Raw genomic sequence first — 19,752 nt, 5'->3', positions numbered from 1 at the left:
AAAATCTTAAATCAATTTCTAAAAGATTAACGAAATTATTCTTATGTTTTCACTCAAAATTTGAGGAATTATGAGATTCAAACCCGTTTATATCTATTTGCTACTTTTTGTTGTTGTAATTGCTGCATTAGTATTTTTTTCTGATACTACAAAAAAAGGGACAAGCACAAATTCTAATAACCAGATGCCTAATGATGAGATCCATAGCAACATTGATGCTGAGGGAGATGTACCTTCAAAGGATAACGTTATGGCTGAAGTTGGGAGAAGATTAGATAGCCTTACTACAGAAGTTAAAAAAAATCCAAATGATACATTAAAAGTTCGAGAACTTGCGGATTTATTGACGATGGCACATCGCCCAGATGAAGCCGTTGCTTATTATGAGTCAATTCTAAAAAGAGATCCGAGAAGAATTGATATTCTGCTCCAGTTAACATTTGTTCATTATCAAACAGGTGAATTTGATTTAGCCGAAAACTATACTAATAAAATATTGCAAATTGATTCCAAGAGCGCAATCGCACTATTCAACCTTGCGGCTATAGCTCAGGCAAAAGGGGACTCGGAGAAAGCAAAAAAGATCTGGGAAAAAGTGGCAAAAGAGAATCCGAATAGTCAAATTGGACATATAGCAGAACAATCAATTATTCAATTGAATAAGATAAAAGCGGGAACAGATTAACAATAATAGCTGATCTTTGGATCAGCTAGTTATATTGGAAAAGTGAAATCCTTTTATTGGGTTTCTTAATGTTAGAACAGGACAGGGAGCTTTCCTAACGACTTTTTCAGCAGTACTTCCAAATAAAATATGTTCTACTCCGGTGTGCCCATGTGTGGCAATAATTATAAGATCAGCATCAATTTCTTGTGCTGTCTCATTAATTTCAACAAATGGTTTTCCTGTTTTAATAACAACATCCACTTTAAGACTGGAGTCGATCACTGATTTTGCCAAAGTATTTAATTCTTCCTCGGCTCTCTCATGAAGATGCATATCTGTTGAAGGAATTGCAACCTGCCCCATACTAAAATCAGCGGGATAAATCATTGGTTCTACAACATAAACAAGTGTGATGCTGGCTTCAAAAAATTTAGCAATTTGCGCTGCATATTTTAGAGCGGATTTTGAATAATCGGAAAAATCAATAGGAACTAAGATTCTGTTTATTAATTCCATTTTTACCTCCTATGAATTTTTCAGTTTGTTGAAAAGAGTAAAGTAATCTTGATTAAGATTACGTAATCGAGATGCCAAAATAAAGGAAATTCCTTTGAGGATTTTGATTCCTTCTTTTGGATAAGTTTTAATAAATTCATCTAAATCGGGCCTAAAAATTACCAGTATTCTAGTCTCCGTAGTGGCTTTAGCTGTTGCTGATCTGCGGGCTTCATCTACTAATGCGAGTTCACCAAAAAAATCACCTTTACTCAACGCGGCCAGCACAACCTCTTCATCTTTTTCTGTATGAATAATTTTTACTTCACCGTCAATTACAATATATAAACATATTCCAGGGTCATTCTGATAAAAGACAAATTCGTTAGCGGCATAAACTCTTGGATGCATAATTTTTGTCAAAGTTTTCAAGTGTTTACGAGATATACTGCTAAATGGAGGCATAGAAATCAAAACCTCTTCAATCTCACTCTGTTCTGAAGATGGTTTAAATAAATTAGCCCAAAAACTATTTTTAACAATTTTTTCGTTAGATAATTCCATAATTACTCCCACTAAGTAAATAATCCCGATTCGGCTACACGCCAAATTTTTTGGCAAGAAAATTTATTTTCGTAAAGGGCTCTCCCAATTATTACAGAGTCGATATAATTGCCCCCCTCTTTCTGCAATTTGATTAAATCTTCGAAACCGCCGATGCCACCGGAATGAGTTACCTTAGTTTCAGCGGCTTCGGCAACCGATTTTGAAAGTTCTACATTTGGACCAACTAACATTCCATTTGTTGTAACATCGGTAACCACGATTCTTTTTACACCTAGAGACTTTAAAAACTCGGCATACTGAATTGGTCTTAGGTGAGTTCTAATTTGCCTTCCCCTAGTAACAACTTCATCATTAACAACATCAATTGCAGCCACAACTTTATTAGGTGAAAATGTATCAAGTATTCTTATAAATTCTCGTGGTTTCTCAAAAGCGAGGGTACCAACTATTACTCTAGCAACGCCTAAAGTAAAAGCTTCTTTGACATCTTCAAAATTTCTTAGTCCGCCCCCTAACTCAACCGGAATAATTACAGATTCACAAATTTTTTGTATTACTTCAAAATTTTCGTGTGATTTATCTTGTGCCGCATTAAAATCTACTACATGTATAGTCTTTGCATTTTCAGCACGCCAAATCATTGCCATTTCAACCGGATCGTCTCCATATTCTGTACAGTTCAGTTCTGGAATTCCTTGAACTACCCGAACAGTTTTTCGGTCTTGAATATCAATTGAGGGAATAATTAATATCTTACCCATCAAATTTCCATTTACCGTTATTCTTAATAGTCTTACGACTAATAATTAATTTTTGGATTTCGCTTGTGCCTTCAAAAATACGAAGAATGCGGGAATCACGGAACACTTTTTCTATCGGCAATTCTCGAGAGAATCCCATTCCACCATGAATTTGAATTGCCATATCAGCAATTTCAGAAACTACTTCGGAGCAGTAATATTTAACAATTGCCGCGTCTTGCGAAACATCAACCCCTTCGCCATATTTATCGGCAGCTCTAAATAAAATACTTTCCATAGTATATATTTTTGTTGCCATATCGGCAATCATAAATTGTAATGCTTGAAAATTTATAATCGGCTGATCGAATTGTTTTCTCTGTTTAGCATATTCTACAGAGAGTTCCATTAATTCTTTTGAGGCACCAACGCAGCATGCTCCAACGCCTAATCTGCCGGCATCTAAAGTTTTCATTGCAATTAAAAAACCGCGTCCTTCAATCCCAATTATATTCTCTGCCGGAACTTCAACATTATTAAAACTAATCGCGTTAGTTACGCTTCCTCTTATTCCCAATTTTTTTTCATTCGGTCCAATTTCTATACCCGGGAAATCTTTTTCAACAACAAAACCGGTAATTCCTTTTTCAGTTCTAGCGAAGACAGAAAATATATCTGCGATTGCTCCGTTCGTAATCCACAACTTTTCACCATTTATGATCCATTTGCCATCAATAAATTTAGCAGTAGTTTTTAAGTTGAATGAATCGGAACCGGCTTGTGATTCTGTTAGGCAGAAAGCGGCAATTTTTTCACCTGAGGTTAGAGATGGAAGATATTTCATTTTCAATTCCTCAGAACCCCCAATATAAATTGCGTTAGTTCCAATGGAGATATGAGCCCCAATAAAAGTTGCCGTTGAGCCGCAAACCCTCGCCACCTCTTCTTGAGCAATGCAGTAACCAATTTCACCGAATCCGCCTCCTCCATATTTCTCTGGAAAAGGTGTGCCCAACAATCCAACTTCGGCAATCTTTTTAATTAACTCATGGGGAATTTCCTCCTTTTCATCTATTTGTTTTGCCAGCGGACGGATTTCCGAATTTGTAAAATCACGCACAAGATTTCTGAGCAATTCATGCTCTTCATTAAAATTTAATTTCATAATTCCCAATCGTATTTGAAAAAATAGTAGTCAATTGAATGGTAAAACTATAACGACTCTCCATAAGCAATATAATTAAATCGCGTCAATTTCTAATGCCGGTTTTAATTAATCTCGAAGAATTAGAATTGCTCCGGCAAGAATAAATAACACAGCAATTGTTTTTTGAATCAAATTAGTATCTTTAAAAATTCTCCCACCAATTATAGTTGCCCATAAAACAGAAGTTCTTTTTATTGCCAAAGTGAGGGCAACTGAAGCAAGACTAATTGCGAGAACCTGTGTAAAACGATATCCGATTGTCATTAATGAAATAGCAGCAATCCATCCAAAATCATTTTTCTTAAAACTAATTGGATCATTGTTTTTGTGCGAGCCTGAAATGAAATAAATGAGTGTGAATAGGAGAGCGAAAAGCAAGTGTTGAAAAGCTGTAAGTGAAACCGGTGTAAGATTTAATTTGATCATTAATAATTTATCTAATATTGATGAAGCGGTGAAGAGAAGGAGTGCCGCTAATATGTAACGATGATATTTCGATTTAACAAAAACTTTTAAAGGAAATAAGGTTTCTTTAAGATCTTTACTCTCTAAAATATATGTTCCAATTACAAGTGTAATTAACCCAATAATTTCTGTGGTTTTTAGTTGTTCACCTAAAAATATAAACGCGAACAACGCAACAAATCCGGGAGTTAATGCCAACAGGGGAAGAGCATTACTAATCTGCAGATTTTTTAACGCTGTCATAACCGAAAGGAAAGCTCCTACTCCAATAATCGATTTTAAAATTAAAATAGAAATATTAGTTGGATTGACAGTTTGATAATCAATAAAGAAGAAGAATGGGATAGAAAAAACTAGATTAACTATTGCTAATATAAATGAAAACTCAAGTGGCGTTCTATTCAACAAAACTTTTTTTTGTGTGATCGCGGCAAACGCCGAGAGAAAGGAAGAAACTAGAGCAACAAAAAACCATGTCATATATTAACAATCCCATTGTGGATTCTGGTTAAACTTTTATTAATTGAAAGGGAATGACCTACTAAATACATTCCTAAAAATCTGCTGCCAATTTAATAAATAAATTTCTTCCAGGCTCCACAGTAATACTTCCGCGGGTTGTAGAGAGATGGTTCCGATATTCTCTATTAAAAATATTTTCTATCCCGGTATAAATCCTTAAACTAAATCCATTAAATTTCGCTAAGGTACTATTTAAGTAAAGATTAAAATAGGCGTAACCCGGAGTTCTGATTTCACCGATTGCAGTTTTGCTTTGTTCGGCGAAAAATGTTGCAGAGAAATCCGCGTTAATACTATCAAATAGCAAGAAATTAATCCCCATAATTCCGTTCAAAGGTGGAATGGCGGGGAGATTACTGTTGGCGGATAGGTCATCTCCTTTTACATAAGAAATGGTTGTGTACAAATTTATATTATTGTAAAAATTAAGATCTGTGCGCAAATCAAATCCATAAAGATGAGCCTCTCCAATATTAGTTTTTATGAAGGCTTTTCTCCCTTCATAAGTTGATGGTAGTTCGGCTACTAGATTTTCAAAATTCTGGAAGAATATGCTAGAGATTATTTTGAGTCTTGAACCATAATACCTAATTCCAAAATCGGCGGATTTACTTAACTCAGATTTGAGGTTTGGATCCCCAATTCTAACAAAACTTCCTTGATCTATATATTGAAATCTTTCTTCAAGAGAAGGGGAACGGAATGATAATCCGAGTCCGAGTGTAATATTCAACTGTTCATTGACTTCATACTTTAATCCAAGATTACTACTATATGCATCATCGATAGAGTTCGATTCTAGCCAAATAATTTTTTGCCCTGCCGGCGAATTATTTATCACTCCGTTGTTAATTTCATAAAGAGGATTGTATGTTTCTTCACCACTGATATTTATTCTGTCATACCTTGCCCCTAATGAAAGCATCAATTTTTGATCGATTAGAGGCATTTCATCCTGGGCAAATAAACCAAGACTGCTGTATTTTGAGTTTGGGAGTGGTTTTTCTCCAATAATTCTATTAACGGTACTTACAACATTTCCTTGTGAATTAAGCATTTCAATTAGTTGAAATCTTTCACGATTACCGATGTAGTTTCGATCCCAATAATCAATTCCAACAACAAGATTATTTTGTTCAGACAATAGAAAGTTTCCCTGCAGTTGAAAATTATTGCTTTTGTGATCAGCGCCGGGGGTAATTTTAAGCACACTTACTCTTCTTGCTAATGAGGTGCCCGATGCCGGAATATTTTGCACTGTATAAGGAATATTCTCAACCCTTCTCTCAATTACCTGGAAGGAATACTTTGCAGTTAACTTATAGAATACACTTGAAATGTTTTGGATTTCATATCCCGCAGAAATCATTTCTCTTTTTTCATAAGGGTATCGAACATCGGCATTGCTGGGGAAAATTGATGCGCCCGGAATTCCTACATCATTTGCTTTAAATAACTGATAATCAATTTTTAGTAAGTGATTATGAAGTGGAAAGATATTTAATGTGCCATTTAGGCTGTAATCTTCAAATTGGCTATTTCTAAGTTCACCCGCGGGGGTTTGGGTATTTTGAGCTTTTCTATAGGAACCTGATAATTTGGAAGACCAAAAATTAGAACCACTATATAGAGTGCCGGAAAATAGAGATAAATTATTCACACTATTGTATCCGGTTGCAGCGTTACCAGTTAACGTAAATCTCTCGAATAACTTTGGGGATTTTGTTATCACATTAACAATTCCACCGGTAGCTCCGGATCCATACATTGAAGAGGAAGCTCCTTTAATAACCTCAATTCTTTCAATATCGTTAATATTAAACATCGATAGTCGCGCGGCGATGTCGGTTGATGTAGATATTCTATTGCCGTCAATTAATGTTACTACATTTTCCCTGCTCAATCCACGAATACTAATTTCTGTTCCCCAGATACCATCTCTAATTAAATTTATACCGGCTTGTTCTGTTAACACTTCCGCTACTGATTGATGCTGTTTTTTTAAAATGTCATCTTTTGTAATCAGTACTTCGGAGTAGGGGGAATTTTTTAAATATCTGTCAATTTTTGAACTACTCACAATAATTTCATCAAGTTTAATTGGGGAGGAGTGAAGAAAATAATCTCTGGTCTCATCTTGAAGGAGAGATAGAGTATCAACAAGTTTTTTAAAACTCGGGTGTGATATTGTTACAATATATTTTTTGGGGGATAGTTCGTCAAACTGAAATTCACCATTAATGCTGCTATATCCAATAATATTTTGGGAAATAAAGATTACAGCGTTTTCGACCGGATTCCCGGTTTGTTGTTCCTTTATTTTTCCTTTAAATATCAAATTCTGGGAGTAAATATTAATTGCGAAAACGAAGCTGATTAGGAGGATTTTATTAGTCATAGTAGATCAAGTTGATAAGTTAGTATTAAAAATTAAAATTACAGAACAAAATTACTCAAATTAATCATCACTTTAAAAAACCTCAAATTTAATTGCTTTCTTGACTTTTCCTACTTGAATACCCATATTTCGGCATGGTTAATCACCTTTCCTATAAAGCCAGCGACGGCCAAAATATTAATTTGAGCATTTATAGCCCTATAAACACTTTTAATTGCAAAACAATAATTTTGGTTCACGGATTCAAGGGATTTAAGGATTGGGGATTTGGCCCCTATACAGCTAAATTTTTTGCTGAAAATGGATTCTTTGTTCTTTCTTTTAATTTCTCTCACAATGGTATTGGAGAAAATACCACCGAGTTTACAGAATTTGATAAATTTGCTGCAAATACATTTAGCAGAGAAATCCGGGAATTGAATGAGGTTATTAACTCAATTAGAAATGGAAATTATTCAATCCCGCGGGATACGAAGATTTATCTTCTCGGACACAGCAGGGGAGGAGGAATTAGTTTATTAACAGCTCCTTTCAGAAATGATATTGCGGGTGTGTCAGTTTGGGCATCGGTTGCAACTTTTGATCGCTATTCTGAGAGACAAAAAATTGAATGGCGTAAAAAAGGGGCTTTTGAAGTAATGAATATGAGAACAAAACAAGTTTTTAAACTTAATGCTACTCTTTTAGATGATTTAGAAAATAATCATGAGAAATTGAATATTGAGAGTGCTGTTAAAAATCTTAATAAACCATTATTAATTATTCATGGAGATCAAGATTTGGCAGTACCAATAAAAGAAGCTGAGCAGATTTTTGAATGGGCAGATAAATCCAAAACTGAATTTCACAAAATTAATGGTGCCGGGCATACATTTGATATTGTGCATCCGTTTGAAGGTTCAAATCCTAAATTTGATGAAGCACTAAATCTTGCAAAAATATTTTTTAATAAATAAATGGTGAAAAATGAAATCTCTCACAAAATCAAATCTCCTACCCTTTGAATTAAAGGAAAACTTAAATCAAGCAATATGGATTGCTACATTTAGTTTAATTACAGCAATTGGAGCTCAAGTTGCGATTCCTACTCAGCCGGTTCCATTTACATTGCAAACAATGGCTGTGTTGTTGGCAGGTGCGTTCCTTGGCTCGCGGAAGGGTGCAGTTAGTCAAACTGCATATTTAGCCGCTGGAGCTATTGGATTACCTGTATTTGCTGCTTTCGGTTTCGGTATCGCTAAGTTGTTTGGTCCAACCGGTGGATATCTGCTTTCATTTCCTTTTGCCTCATTTTTGGTTGGTTATATTTTAGAAAGAAAAAATAATTTAGTCTCAATTATTCTTGCGTTTATTGCCGGACAAGCATTAATCTTGATTTCCGGTGCGGCTTATCTTTCTATTTTTATGAATGGTGATTTTGCAAGCGCGCTTTTTAGCGGAGCTGTAATATTTTCTGTTTGGGATATTGCTAAAATAGCCGCGGCAACAGGCATTTTTTATTCTTTTTCTAAAAAATAACAGCGTTCATTAAATGGAATTAAAAAACTTCATTTTTATTCTGGTATTTATATCCGCGTTTGGATTTTTATTTATTAATCTCAAACGGATTCTTGGATATATAAAATTAGGTCAGCCTGAGAATAGATTCGATAATATTCCCGATAGAATTAAAAATGTACTGAAAATTGGAATTGCTCAAACTAAAATTTTAAGAGAGCCGGTTGCCGGATTTATTCACGTAATGATTTTTTGGGGATTTCTATTATTCTTATTTGCGGTTCTTGAGTCAATAATTCAAGGGTTCTATTCCCCCTTTTCACTTGAATTTTTAGGACCAATGTTTAGTGTTATTACTTTAGTGCAGGATATTTTCGGTGTATTCGTGCTGATTGCGGTTTTGTGGGCGCTTCACCGGAGATTTGTTGCGAAGGTACCACGGCTCGATGTGGGGAGTGAGGGGAATATTGACGCGGCATTAATTCTACTAATGATATTTGGAGTTGTAATCTCCATGTTCGGTCAAAATATGTCGAACATCGCAACACATGATTTTGTTTTAGCAGATTATGAAATTAGACCAATCTCATACCAATTAAGCGGATTATTCTTCTCATCAAATAGTGAATCATCACAAACTTGGTTTGAAATTTTTTGGTGGGCACATATTTTAATCATATTCGCCTTTATGAATTTTCTCCCATATTCTAAACATTTTCATGTATTTACATCACTTCCAAATGTATATTTCTCAAAACTCGGTACTCAAAAATTTATTTTGAAGAAATTGAATTTAGAGGATGAGAATCTTACTCAATATGGTGCTTCCGATTTTGAGCATCTATCTTGGAAACAGATATTTGATGGCTTTGCGTGCACCGAATGTGGAAGGTGCACTGCCTCATGCCCGGCGGCAAATACAGGTAAAAAACTTTCTCCTCGCGATATAATTGTAAATATTAGGCATAGAACTGAAGAAAAAGCCCCGTTGATACTTAATTCTACGCCAGAGGAAAATGAAGTTATGCAAAAAACACTTGTGCATAATTACATCTCCGATGAAGAATTATGGGCTTGTACAACTTGCGGCGCTTGTGTTTATGAGTGTCCGGTGACTATTGAACACATTGATTCTATTGTTGATATGAGAAGAAATTTGGTTTTGAATGAATCGGAATTTCCAGCAGAATTAAACGCTGTTTTTAAAAACCTCGAGACCAATTTTACTCCATGGGCATTCAATGCTCAAGATAGAGCAAATTGGGCTGAGGGTATGAATATTAAAACTTTAGCCGAAGATCAAAACTGTGAATATCTTTTTTGGGTTGGATGTGCAGGATCGTTTGACTCTCGTTATCAAAAAGTAACTCAGGCATTCGCAAAGCTTATGCAAAATGCGGGTATCGATTTTAGAATTTTAGGTACGGAAGAAAAATGTAATGGCGATACTGCCCGTAGATTAGGCAATGAATATCTCGCCCAAATGTTAATGCAGGAAAATGTTGAAACGCTCAATAACTATAATGTTAAAAAAATAGTTACAGGATGCCCTCATTGTTTTAATTCTATCAAGAATGAATACCCTCAATTTGGCGGAAATTTCGAAGTCATTCATCACTCGGAATTAATCGATCAACTCGTGAAAGAGGGAAAAATTAAATTAAAAGATGCTGAAAATTCCTCAAAAATTACTTATCATGATTCCTGTTATTTGGGAAGATATAATAATATTTACGATTCTCCCCGCAATCCTATAAAATCGATTAAAGGACTCCAACTAGTAGAGATGGCTAGAAACAAAGATAATGGTTTCTGCTGTGGTGCTGGTGGAGGAAGAATGTTTCTTGAAGAATTGGAGGGAAGCAGAATTAACGACAACAGGGCAGAGGAAGCTATTAAAACTAATGCTGATATTATTGCGTCAGCTTGTCCTTTCTGTATGACAATGATGACCGATGGTGTAAAATCATTCGATAGAGCGGATAACGTAAAAATTAAAGATATTGCAGAAATAGTACTGGAAAACTCAATAAATTAATCCACAACAACTCTAAAGAGGAGGAAAAATGAACGAAAAATACTTGCAGCTAATCGAATTTGTGAAAAGTCTTGAACCAGATGTTGCAAAGTTTTACGAAAAAGGGCAATCAGCCGCCGGAACCCGTTTAAGAAAAGGGTTAAGCGAATTAAAGAAATTAGCCCAAGATTTTCGTAACGATATTCAAAATGTGAAAGCTGAAAGAAAAACACCTAAAGCTTAATTTCACACTGAATGTTTTTCAACGAGGCTGTCTAAAAAAGTTTTTATTCATTTTAATGAGCTAGGTTTAACTAATATTTTACTTATTCGAACTGCTCTAATCTTTTGACTTTAGCTCTTGATAATTATTAGACAGCCTCTTTTTATTATGCAAAAATTTAACTTCTGGATCGTCATTTTAACTTCACTGATATTAATTAATATCGGTATAGTGCATGTTCAAAAACCCGCAAATCAACGGGCTGATTCTCTAACTGTGATTAATCTCTCCTTCGTTGGTGATTTAATGTGCCATTCACCCCAATTTGAATCAGCTATGTTAGGCAAAGACTCTTTCGATTTCAAGCCTCTGTTTAATTCAATTAAACCATTTCTGGAATCAGCGGATGTTACATTCGGCAATTTAGAAACTGTAACAGCGGGCAAATCTAAAAAGTATACTGGTTATCCCATGTTCAATTCTCCCGATGAGTACATTGAAGCATTAAAGTATGCCGGTTTTGATGTTTTGTTTACATCTAATAATCACTCCGCTGATAGAGGAGATTTCGGCGTTTTACGTACTATAGATATTTTGAAAAAAAATAATATTCATCCAATCGGTACATTCAACTCGGAGCGTGATCGTGATTCAATTCGTATCATAAATGTAAAAGGAATTAATTTAGCACTACTTGCATATACATATGGACTGAATGGAAATGTTGTGAGTAAAAAATTCTATGTTAATCAAATTGATACTTTACTCATTAAAAAGGATATTAATCGAAGCCGTGAACTCAAAGCTGATGTAATATTGGTCTATTTTCATTTTGGAAATGAATATGAGAGAAAACCTTCAGAATATCAAAAGGAAATAGTTAGTAAAGCAATTCATTATGGAGCGGATTTGATTATTGGAAGTCACCCTCACGTAATACAAGGCGCATCATATTTTAAGGGGAATGGAAAACTGCAAACTGGATTTGTTGCATATTCTCTTGGCAATTTTATCTCGAATCAGAGATGGCGCTATTCGGATGCGGGAGTAATAATAAACCTTCGATTAAGAAAAGATAATATTGAGGGATCAATCAAGGTTGATAATTTCAATTTCACTCCAACCTGGGTTTATAAAGGTACTATTGATGGCAAACTACAATACCACATTTTACCCGCAGATACTTCATTGATAAGAGGGGATAAAAATTTCTTGCGCAACGATGATGTTGCCAAACTTACTCAGAGTTATAACGATACGAAATTACAATTCCACAAAGTTGATACTCTTAAAAATTTTGGAAATTCTAAAACGAAAAACAAATAATTACTTTTTACCCCTGAATAACTATTAATGACTATTAATGCCTACTAATAACTATTAATGACTATAGATGCCCACGAATGACCATTAATGACTAAAACCTTCCTTCCTCTACACAAACCCAATTGGGTAGTTAAATTTCATACAATGAATTTCCGGACTAAAAAAAGATTCCATTTTGTTATCTTTGAAAAAAGAATATTATTTAATTAATGAATAAAAAAGCATCTCTTACTGTCATATTTTTGACCATTTTTATCGACTTAATGGGCTTCGGTATTTTAATCCCTATTCTGCCGACATTCGCAACAAAAGAACTTGGTGTTAGTGACTTTGCGATTGGGGTAGTTATTGCTAGTTATTCTTTAATGCAATTCTTTTTTAACCCTTTGCTGGGGAAATTATCGGATAAAATTGGGCGAAGACCTTTAATACTAGCAACACAATTACTAACCGCAATTGCATATTTGATGTTCTCCTTTTCTACAACTTTTTGGATCCTATTTCTATCGAGATTGCTGGCTGGACTTGGCGGAAGTAATATTGCTGTTGCACAAGCCTACATTGCTGATATAACTTCTAAAGAAGAACGAACAAAGGGGATGGGAATAATTGGAGCGGCATTTGGACTTGGGTTCGTATTTGGACCATTAATCGGTGCATTTTTATCAAAATATGGATATGCTGTTGCCGGTTATGGAAGTGCCGCATTTTCATTGATGGCATTTGTATTCGCTTATCTCAAACTACCCGAATCATTAAAACTAAAAAAAGATTTTAAATTTGAGATTAAGCTGTTTGATATAAATAGTATGAAAAGAATCGCGAAGATTCCCGGCTTAGGTTTTATGATGCTTCTGTTTTTTATTATAATTTTTTCGGTATCAAATATTTATGGTACATTTGCTCTTCTTGGTTATAAAATATATCATTTCACTGATCAGCAGAATGGAATTCTTTTTGGTATATCGGGAATAGTTGGTGCTGTAATACAAGGTGGAGTAATGAGGAGATTATCAACTTTGCTGAGCGAGCGTTCTCTGATATTAATTGGCGCGGTATTTCTAATGTTTGGAATTGGGTTGATGCCTTACGGTCAAAATTTTTTAGGTGTAGCCTTGGTTATTTCAGCGTTGGGAATCGGTAGTGGAATATTACAACCATTGTTGTTGAGTCTGATTTCTAAATATTCTCCCGATAACGAGCAGGGGGAAATTTTAGGAATGAATCAATCATTTTCCTCAATGGCTAGAGTGTTAGGACCATTATGGGGTGGTTTCGCCTATGAATTTATTGGTTATCAATACCCATTTTTGACGGGTGGTTTTTTTACTTTAATCACTTTAATTCTTGCATTAGTATTTTTAAAAAACTTAGATAAGAAAGAAGCATAGATGTTCTCATTTGGAAAATTAAATATAGATAAGGGATTATTACTCGCCCCAATGGAAGATGTAACCGATATCGCATTCCGTAAATTATGCAAGGAACTGGGAGCTGATCTGGTTTACACTGAATTTGTTAATTCGGATGGATTGATTAGAAATAATAAAAAGACAGCTCAAAAATTAGAAATTACCGATGAAGAAAGACCGGTAGGTATTCAAATTTATGGTGGTAATCTTGAACCGATGATTGAAGCGGCAAAAATTGCTGAAGAAAAGAATCCTGAAATAATTGATATCAATGCGGGATGTTGGGTCAAAAAAATAGCCGGCAGAGGAGCCGGAGCCGGTTTGTTAAAGGATCCTTGCTATATGCAAACTATGGTTGAAGAGATTGTAAAAGCGGTTAAAATCCCGGTTACTGTTAAAACAAGAATTGGTTGGGATTCTGATTCTATTAATATTTTAGAAGTCGCCAAAAGAATTGAAGATGCAGGCGCTCAAGCTTTGACCATTCACTGTAGAACACGAGTACAAGGACACAGCGGAGATGCCGACTGGAGTTGGATTCCAAAAATAAAAGAAATTGTGAAGATTCCTGTTGCTCTGAATGGAGGAGTATTTACCCCGGAAGATGTGAAGAGAGCATATGATGAAACTAATGCAGATGCGGTGATGATTGCCAGAGGCGCGATCGATCATCCTTGGATTTTTAGGGAAGCCAAGGAGCTTTTGGCAGGTCATGAGTATATGCCGGTAACACCTGAAGAAAGAGTTGAAACAGCGCTTCGACATTTGAAATATTCACTGGCAATTAGGGAGACTACAGGGACGATAATTCCTTTTAGAAAATATTACGCAGGATACCTAAAGGGGCTTCCAAATAATAAAGAAATTAGACAAGAATTATATCAACAATTAGAGTATGCTCCCATTGAAGAAATATTATATAGATACTTAAAGCAAGTTAAGGAGCATGAAAAAATGGAGCAGTCAAAAATAGAGGTGAGAGAAAAATGAACTTAGCCGATTTAATTAGAGATGTACCCAATTTCCCTAAAGAAGGAATAATTTTTAAAGATATTACAACTTTATTGAAAGAACCAAACGGACTTAAAGAAGCCACAACTAATCTTTATAACCTATCTAAAAATAAAGGGATAACCAAAGTAGTTGGAATTGAATCGCGTGGATTTATTCTTGGTGGAGTTCTTGCAGAAAAATTGGATGCCGGATTTGTGCCAATCAGAAAACCGGGGAAACTACCATCGGAAAAAATAGCTGAAAGTTATTCCCTTGAATATGGAACAGACTCAATTGAGATTCATAAAGATGCAATTTCACCCGGTGATAAGGTCTTGCTCCACGATGATTTACTAGCCACGGGTGGCACAATGGAAGCCGCGGTTAAATTAATTGAAAGACTGGGTGGAGAAGTTGTTCAAATCTCTTTTATTATTGAATTAGATTTTCTGAATGGACGAGAAAAACTTTCGAAATATGAAATCCATTCACTTCTACATTATTAGTTTGCTGGGACGGATATCCGTCCCAAATTTTTATTAAACCTCCCCCCTCATATCTTCTTTACTCAATTTCTCTTTTTCTTTTCTTCTTTAATGTATCTTGATCAAAATGAATAATAAATGAGTAATAATTTAGTGGTAAGTTAAATTCATATTTCATATTATTAAAACACATAGTTATCCTTTTAAATTATCAACTCCTGATCGATTTACCTCTCTAAAAGAGGTTTAATATAAATCGTAGGTCATATTCCTTTATTGAAACAGATAATTTTTTTGAATTTAGTCAATTTGTTGGTGCCAAAACCCTACAAAGGAGGAACTATGCAACGCAAGAAATTATTATCCCACTCTGTAATATCTCTAACAATATTATTAATTGTTTTTATTTATCCTTTCTTTTATACAAACCCAGCGCAAAATTTCCAGACAAATAAAAAAGTGAACCACATTTTAGAAGGTGAGCAAAATAATGATGGCAGTAATTCAATTGCCATCAATGGTAGTAATATTTTTGTGCTTTGGCAGAATATGGGAGGCGGATATTTCTCCTATGTCTCAAAATCAACGGATGGAGGTGTGACTTTTAGTGATGGGGTTAAAGTAGGAGGAGATCAGCCTCAACTTTTTGGATCAATAACTTGTGATACTGCCGGAGTTGTTTACGTTGCATGGAGTGGAATAGCTGCGGGTGGTGAAATGCCGGATGGCATTTTCTTCGCAAAATCGATAGATGGAGGGGCAACTTTTTCATCTCCGGTAACAGTATCACCGCATGGATTATTTGCCACAATTAAAGTTCATAACAGTCATGTATATGTTTCTTACTACGCAATGAAGGAAAACAGTACACTTGAAGTATACTTTGCTCGATCGACTAATGGCGGAACCTCATTCGAAAATCCATATCCAATAAATACTGTACCTGTAATCAAAACTAAATTTGATTCACCTCACTCAATGTATTTGGATGATGCGGGGGTAATATACTGCATTTGGAATGATGGTAGAAGAGGAGGTGATGGAACAGATATTTATTGGGCTAAATCTGTTGATAACGGCTTAAGTTTTTCTCCCAACATTATGGTGAATGATATCAATGGAAGCAGAGATAAACTTAGAACGGCTCCATCAATTGCTGTTGCGGGTTCAAATGTTTATGTAATATGGAGAGAAGAAACAGATGATACTGGAGCAAATAGAAGAATTTTATTCTCTAAATCAACAAATGGAGGAACTACTTTTGGTGCTGAGAAGGAAATTGCTGTAGGAGGATGGGGCTCACCTAAATTAGTGATGAATAAAAAGGGTGATATTTATTTGGGTTACCCACAATTTACGGAACAAAAAAATGGTATTTTTTGCGCAAAATCTATTGACCAGGGAAATACATTTCCCGAATCAGTATTCATAAACGACGTGAATAGCGATTCAAAGAATTTATCAATTGCTATAGATCAAAATGATGTTCTTTATGCGGTCTGGTCAGATAATAGAAATGATAATAAAGATGTTTATTTTTCAAAAGGGACAATCGTTGTTACAGACATTCAAGAAGATGAAAATAATATTCCAACCGAATTTGCATTATATCAGAATTACCCCAATCCATTTAATCCAATAACCACAATAAAATATTCAATCCCAGCTGGTGTAGAGACGTCAAATATGACGTCTCTACGTGTGTTTGACATATTGGGAAAAGAGGTAGCCGTTCTTGTAAATCAAAAACAATCAGCGGGCAATTATGAAGTGAAGCTTGATGCAAGTCATACTGAGCAAGGTCGAAGTATGGCGAGCGGAGTCTATTTTTATAAACTACAAGTAGGTAATTACATTTCAGTGAAGAAATTGGTTTTAATGAAGTAATAAATTTCATTAAAGAAGATGAATGAATTTTGGGCATTCAGTTTTTTAAATGCCTTCCAATTATGGAGAAGCGCAATGAAAAATCCAATCTTTATAGTATTATTTTTCTTGACACAAATAATTTATGGACAGTTTGGTGGTGGTACGGGCACAGAGGGAGATCCCTATCAAATTTCTACGGCAGAGCATTTAGCCGCAATTGCTACAAATGTAAGCTCTGGTACGACTTATGCAAATACTTACTTCAAACTAATGAATGATCTTGACCTATCATCATATTTAAGTGGAGCAGGTAATAACAGCGGTGCTTTTTGGCTGCCAATCGGTAACTCAGCAAACTTTTTTATGGAAAGTTTGATGGGAATGGAAAAGTAATTTCAAATTTGAAGATTAACAGACCAAGTACGGATAATATTGGTTTGTTTGGTTTTATACATAGTGGTTTTGGTGGCTATTTGAAAAACTTAGGTTTAACAATTGATCCCGGAAGTGCTGTAATCGGGCGGCAAGGTGTTGGCGGAATGATTGGAGATAATAGAGCCACCATTGAAAATTGTTATGTTTCTGGAAATGTGGTTGGTTATGCCTATGTTGGAGGTTTTGCTGGCTTTCAAAATGGATTTATACGAAAATGTTATTCGACTGGCACTGTAAGTAAAGGAACAACTTCTAATAATTACTTTGGAGGATTCATAGGTTGCAATTCGGGTACAATTGAGAATTGTTATTCAAGATCAAATGTATCAGCTTCAGGGTTAACATATGTAGGCGGCTTTGCCGGTGAGAACTTTTATGCGAACATTACTAACTCATACTCAACAGGATACGTTGATGCAACGACTTCAGGCACTGTAGGTGGTTTTCTAGGTTATTATAATAATGGAACTATCACAAAGTGTTTTTGGGATACTGAAACTTCGGGTAAAGCAAGTTCACAAGGGACTGATGTAATTGGAAAGACAACCGCAGAGATGAAGACCTACTCAACATTTTCTAATGCTGATTGGAGTGGCGACATTTGGTCAATTGTAACGGCAATAAATGATGGTTATCCCCATTTACAACCTTTTAATGGCGGGAATGGCTCAAGCAGTAATCCATATAAAATTGATTCTAAAGCTAATTTAATTAGATTGTCACTAAATAGCAGTTATTGGTCTCAAAGTTTCATACAAACTAATGATATTACTTTTTTAACTGATGAAACAGCTGAAGATTGGGATTTAAATGGTACCGCGGATGGAATTTCACCTTCCGGCTTTTCGCCAATTGGTAATAATGGTACAAAATTTACCGGTACATATAATGGACAGAATTACAAAATCGACAATTTATACATCAGTAGAGGTTTAACTGATTATGTAGGACTATTTGGGTTTGTTCAAGGAGCCTCTTCGAAAATTGAAAATCTGGGTTTAACAAACGTTGAAATTACAGGACAAAATGGTGTGGCTGGTTTGGCGGGTCAATTTGAAAGCGGTACAATTTCAAAATGCTATGTTGCAGGCACTGTTGTTGGGAATGAAAGTGTAGGGGGTCTTTTCGGATTGAGTCAAACTAATGCCTCAATAACGCAATCTTATAGTTCCGGTTCTGTTTCAGGTGTTAGTTTTTGCGGAGGCTTGTTCGGAGGCAATTCTTCTATGATTACTAATTGTTACAGTCGTTCAAATGTAACTCGTACAAGCGGAACAAATACAGCTATTGGCGCTTTTGGTGGTAGCAGTAATGGAACAGTTGATAAATGTTACAGCACCGGCAACGTTACTTACTCTGGTAGTTCTAACCCGAACGATAAGGGATTTTTGGGAACGAATAGTGGCACGGCTACTAATAACTTTTTTGATAATCAAACTTCTTCTCAATCATCGGGAACTGGCGCTACTGCAAAAACAACTGCTCAGATGAAAACTAACGCAACATTTACAGATGCTGAGTGGGATGTTGCAATTTGGAATAGAGAAGATGGTGTTAACGATGGTTACCCCTATTTGGATTGGCAAAACACCGGGGGAACGCCTTTACCCGTTGAATTAACTTCTTTTAGTGCAGATGTAAATGGAAACAAAGTTGTATTGAATTGGGAAACAGCAACTGAAATAAATAATTATGGATTTGAGGTGGAGAGAAGGTCATTCGATGCTGACGCATCGTCATTAGGTAATTCATCGTTAAAAAGTAATTGGAGTACTATAGGTTTCGTTCAAGGAAATGGAAATAGCAACTCACCTAAGAATTATTCATTCATAGATATAAATCCGCCAAGAGGAAAAGTAGAATATAGACTAAAACAGATAGATTATGATGGTTCATTTGAATATAGCCAGATAGTAACAGTGAATGTAGAATCGCCAACACAATTTAGTTTGCAGCAGAATTACCCCAATCCATTTAATCCAATAACCACAATAAAATATTCAATCCCAGCTGGTGTAGAGACGTCATATATGACGTCTCTGCGTGTGTTTGACATATTGGGAAAAGAGGTAGCCGTTCTTGTAAATCAAAAACAAACTGCGGGCAATTATGAGGTGAAGTTCGATGGATCACGACTTACAAGCGGAGTTTATTTCTATAAACTTCAGGCGGGAGAATATTATTCTGTTAAGAAATTGTTATTGATGAAATAGGGAAATTTATTTAACTGGTGAATAATATTATGATTGATGAAAATACTTGGATGAATCATAAACAAACTTATTTATGATTAAGCGAACTACTTTAAAGATTTCGGAATGACCAAACGAGTAGAATAATTAATGATAATAACGTGAACTAATTCAATTAAAATGAACTGGTTCACGCTAATAGCTATCCCGATTCAACTTTTTAGGAATTATTTTATAAATAT

General features: G+C 35.2%; 18 protein-coding genes. 12 read left to right on the top strand and 6 right to left on the bottom strand.

The genetic code is table 11. The features are described from left to right. Positions 1-70 precede the first annotated feature (70 nt). Entirely contained in the window at positions 71-685 is a 615-nt protein-coding gene (locus KF816_10575; protein MBX3008460.1) for a tetratricopeptide repeat protein, read from the top strand. 21 nt (positions 686-706) lie between these two features. Here the strand turns inward: KF816_10575 and KF816_10570 are convergent, their stop codons facing one another. From KF816_10570 to KF816_10545, 6 genes are all read right to left on the bottom strand, one after another. Beyond that, on the bottom strand, positions 707-1,183 hold the full coding sequence (locus KF816_10570) for a universal stress protein (protein MBX3008459.1): 477 nt from the start codon (positions 1,181-1,183) through the stop codon (positions 707-709). Between the two features lie 9 nt (positions 1,184-1,192). Further along, the gene (locus tag KF816_10565; GenBank protein ID MBX3008458.1) at positions 1,193-1,726 is read right to left on the bottom strand and encodes a cyclic nucleotide-binding domain-containing protein; all 534 of its coding nucleotides are present in this window, start codon (positions 1,724-1,726) and stop codon (positions 1,193-1,195) included. A gap of 11 nt (positions 1,727-1,737) precedes the next feature. Next, entirely contained in the window at positions 1,738-2,493 is a 756-nt protein-coding gene (locus tag KF816_10560; GenBank protein MBX3008457.1) for a 1-(5-phosphoribosyl)-5-[(5-phosphoribosylamino)methylideneamino] imidazole-4-carboxamide isomerase, read from the bottom strand. Continuing rightward, on the bottom strand, positions 2,483-3,634 hold the full coding sequence (locus KF816_10555) for an acyl-CoA dehydrogenase family protein (GenBank protein ID MBX3008456.1): 1,152 nt from the start codon (positions 3,632-3,634) through the stop codon (positions 2,483-2,485). Before KF816_10555 ends, KF816_10560 begins: the two co-directional genes overlap by 11 nt. Positions 3,635-3,742: 108 nt before the next feature. Further along, positions 3,743-4,621, bottom strand: coding sequence for a DMT family transporter (locus KF816_10550; GenBank protein MBX3008455.1), 879 nt, complete (start codon positions 4,619-4,621; stop codon positions 3,743-3,745). Between the two features lie 73 nt (positions 4,622-4,694). Further along, on the bottom strand, positions 4,695-7,061 hold the full coding sequence (locus KF816_10545; GenBank protein ID MBX3008454.1) for a TonB-dependent receptor: 2,367 nt from the start codon (positions 7,059-7,061) through the stop codon (positions 4,695-4,697). Between the two features lie 134 nt (positions 7,062-7,195). Between KF816_10545 and KF816_10540 the strand changes: the two genes are divergently transcribed. From KF816_10540 to KF816_10490, 11 genes are all read left to right on the top strand, one after another. Then, positions 7,196-8,017 carry an alpha/beta hydrolase gene (locus tag KF816_10540; GenBank protein ID MBX3008453.1) on the top strand — a complete coding sequence of 274 codons (822 nt, stop codon included), beginning with the start codon at positions 7,196-7,198 and terminating at the stop codon, positions 8,015-8,017. 10 nt (positions 8,018-8,027) lie between these two features. Continuing rightward, complete coding sequence (locus KF816_10535; GenBank protein ID MBX3008452.1) at positions 8,028-8,579, top strand: biotin transporter BioY; 552 nt, start codon at positions 8,028-8,030, stop codon at positions 8,577-8,579. A 13-nt stretch (positions 8,580-8,592) separates the two neighbouring features. Then, the gene (locus KF816_10530; GenBank protein ID MBX3008451.1) at positions 8,593-10,596 is read left to right on the top strand and encodes a (Fe-S)-binding protein; all 2,004 of its coding nucleotides are present in this window, start codon (positions 8,593-8,595) and stop codon (positions 10,594-10,596) included. A gap of 28 nt (positions 10,597-10,624) precedes the next feature. After that, positions 10,625-10,819 carry a histone H1 gene (locus KF816_10525; protein MBX3008450.1) on the top strand — a complete coding sequence of 65 codons (195 nt, stop codon included), beginning with the start codon at positions 10,625-10,627 and terminating at the stop codon, positions 10,817-10,819. Positions 10,820-10,966: 147 nt separating this feature from the next. Then, positions 10,967-12,124 (top strand): CapA family protein, encoded by a 1,158-nt coding sequence (locus KF816_10520; protein ID MBX3008449.1) that lies wholly within the window; start codon positions 10,967-10,969, stop codon positions 12,122-12,124. A 209-nt stretch (positions 12,125-12,333) separates the two neighbouring features. Beyond that, a complete protein-coding gene (locus tag KF816_10515; protein ID MBX3008448.1) occupies positions 12,334-13,515 on the top strand; it encodes an MFS transporter in 1,182 nt (393 codons plus the stop codon). Next, positions 13,516-14,526 carry a tRNA dihydrouridine synthase DusB gene (gene dusB, locus KF816_10510; GenBank protein MBX3008447.1) on the top strand — a complete coding sequence of 337 codons (1,011 nt, stop codon included), beginning with the start codon at positions 13,516-13,518 and terminating at the stop codon, positions 14,524-14,526. Continuing rightward, entirely contained in the window at positions 14,523-15,035 is a 513-nt protein-coding gene (locus KF816_10505) for an adenine phosphoribosyltransferase (protein ID MBX3008446.1), read from the top strand. The genes dusB and KF816_10505 overlap by 4 nt, the downstream gene beginning before the upstream one ends. Positions 15,036-15,356: 321 nt before the next feature. After that, positions 15,357-16,901 carry a T9SS type A sorting domain-containing protein gene (locus KF816_10500; protein ID MBX3008445.1) on the top strand — a complete coding sequence of 515 codons (1,545 nt, stop codon included), beginning with the start codon at positions 15,357-15,359 and terminating at the stop codon, positions 16,899-16,901. Positions 16,902-16,976: 75 nt separating this feature from the next. Continuing rightward, positions 16,977-17,276, top strand: coding sequence for a hypothetical protein (locus KF816_10495; protein ID MBX3008444.1), 300 nt, complete (start codon positions 16,977-16,979; stop codon positions 17,274-17,276). An 80-nt stretch (positions 17,277-17,356) separates the two neighbouring features. After that, a complete protein-coding gene (locus KF816_10490) occupies positions 17,357-19,531 on the top strand; it encodes a T9SS type A sorting domain-containing protein (protein MBX3008443.1) in 2,175 nt (724 codons plus the stop codon). The last annotated feature ends 221 nt before the right edge of the window (positions 19,532-19,752 follow it).

The organism is Melioribacteraceae bacterium (assembly GCA_019638015.1).
GTDB lineage: Bacteria > Bacteroidota > Ignavibacteria > Ignavibacteriales > Melioribacteraceae > JAHBUP01.
Note: the sequence above shows the minus strand (reverse complement) of the source record. Positions and strands in the feature narration are given on the sequence as shown.

Excerpts from the sequence above, each read along its gene's own strand:
- KF816_10570 (MBX3008459.1), bottom strand. The coding sequence starts at position 1,183 with ATGGAATTAATAAACAGAATCTTAGTTCCTATTGATTTTTCCGATTAT.
- KF816_10535 (MBX3008452.1), top strand. The coding sequence starts at position 8,028 with ATGAAATCTCTCACAAAATCAAATCTCCTACCCTTTGAATTAAAGGAA.
- KF816_10525 (MBX3008450.1), top strand. The coding sequence starts at position 10,625 with ATGAACGAAAAATACTTGCAGCTAATCGAATTTGTGAAAAGTCTTGAA.
- dusB (MBX3008447.1), top strand. The coding sequence starts at position 13,516 with ATGTTCTCATTTGGAAAATTAAATATAGATAAGGGATTATTACTCGCC.
- KF816_10545 (MBX3008454.1), bottom strand. The coding sequence starts at position 7,061 with ATGACTAATAAAATCCTCCTAATCAGCTTCGTTTTCGCAATTAATATT.
- KF816_10495 (MBX3008444.1), top strand. The coding sequence starts at position 16,977 with ATGAAAAATCCAATCTTTATAGTATTATTTTTCTTGACACAAATAATT.
- KF816_10555 (MBX3008456.1), bottom strand. The coding sequence starts at position 3,634 with ATGAAATTAAATTTTAATGAAGAGCATGAATTGCTCAGAAATCTTGTG.
- KF816_10565 (MBX3008458.1), bottom strand. The coding sequence starts at position 1,726 with ATGGAATTATCTAACGAAAAAATTGTTAAAAATAGTTTTTGGGCTAAT.
- KF816_10505 (MBX3008446.1), top strand. The coding sequence starts at position 14,523 with ATGAACTTAGCCGATTTAATTAGAGATGTACCCAATTTCCCTAAAGAA.
- KF816_10550 (MBX3008455.1), bottom strand. The coding sequence starts at position 4,621 with ATGACATGGTTTTTTGTTGCTCTAGTTTCTTCCTTTCTCTCGGCGTTT.
- KF816_10575 (MBX3008460.1), top strand. The coding sequence starts at position 71 with ATGAGATTCAAACCCGTTTATATCTATTTGCTACTTTTTGTTGTTGTA.
- KF816_10530 (MBX3008451.1), top strand. The coding sequence starts at position 8,593 with ATGGAATTAAAAAACTTCATTTTTATTCTGGTATTTATATCCGCGTTT.
- KF816_10515 (MBX3008448.1), top strand. The coding sequence starts at position 12,334 with ATGAATAAAAAAGCATCTCTTACTGTCATATTTTTGACCATTTTTATC.
- KF816_10520 (MBX3008449.1), top strand. The coding sequence starts at position 10,967 with ATGCAAAAATTTAACTTCTGGATCGTCATTTTAACTTCACTGATATTA.
- KF816_10540 (MBX3008453.1), top strand. The coding sequence starts at position 7,196 with ATGGTTAATCACCTTTCCTATAAAGCCAGCGACGGCCAAAATATTAAT.
- KF816_10500 (MBX3008445.1), top strand. The coding sequence starts at position 15,357 with ATGCAACGCAAGAAATTATTATCCCACTCTGTAATATCTCTAACAATA.